Annotated in this window: 1 pseudogene; it reads left to right on the forward strand. The window is 72.5% G+C overall.

From position 1 onward, the window contains the following. A pseudogene (locus AC27KI_RS26355) lies at positions 1-768 on the forward strand (transglutaminase-like domain-containing protein); the annotation flags it as partial.

A 768-nucleotide genomic window follows, 5' to 3' on the forward strand; every position in this document is an offset into this window, starting at 1 on the left:
CTACCGCGCCGAAAGCTACCCCCGCTTCACCCACGGCCCGGCGCAGCGCACCGGGCAGATGCGCTCCTACGTGGAGCTGCCCGACGGATTCGACCCGCGCACCCGCGCCTGGCGCAGGAGATGCTGGCCGACCCGCGCCTGGCCGCCGGCGGGCCGCCCGCCTTGGTCGACGCCGCCCTCGCCCGGCTGCGCACGGGCGGCTACAACTACACGCTGGAGCCCGGCGTGTACGGCCAGCACACCGCCGACGCGTTCTGGTTCGATATCAAGGAAGGCTTTTGCGAACACATCGCCTCGGCCTTCGTCGTGCTGATGCGGGCGATGGACATCCCCGCGCGCATCGTCACCGGCTACCAGGGCGGCGAACGCAACGGGGTCGACGGCTACTGGACCGTGCGCCAGAGCGATGCGCACGCCTGGGCCGAGGTCTGGCTCGAAGGCCGCGGCTGGGTGCGCGTGGACCCGACCGGCGCCGTCTCGCCCGGCCGCATCGGCGCCTTCCAGCGCCTGCAGGCCCCGCGCGGCGTGTTCGGCAACGCCATGGACACCATGATCAGCCCCGGCATGGTGCAGCAGATGCGCGCCGTGTGGGAGGCCGTCAACAACGGCTGGAACCAGTGGGTGCTCAACTACACCCAGGGCCGCCAGCTCGACATGCTGAAAGCCCTGGGCATCGAATCGCCCAGCTGGGAAGACCTGGCCCGGGCCCTGGGCGGGCTGGCCGCGCTGGCCGCGCTCGTGGGCGCCGGCTGGACGCTGTGGGGAGCG

This window comes from Acidovorax sp. KPB24-03, from assembly GCF_057546605.1.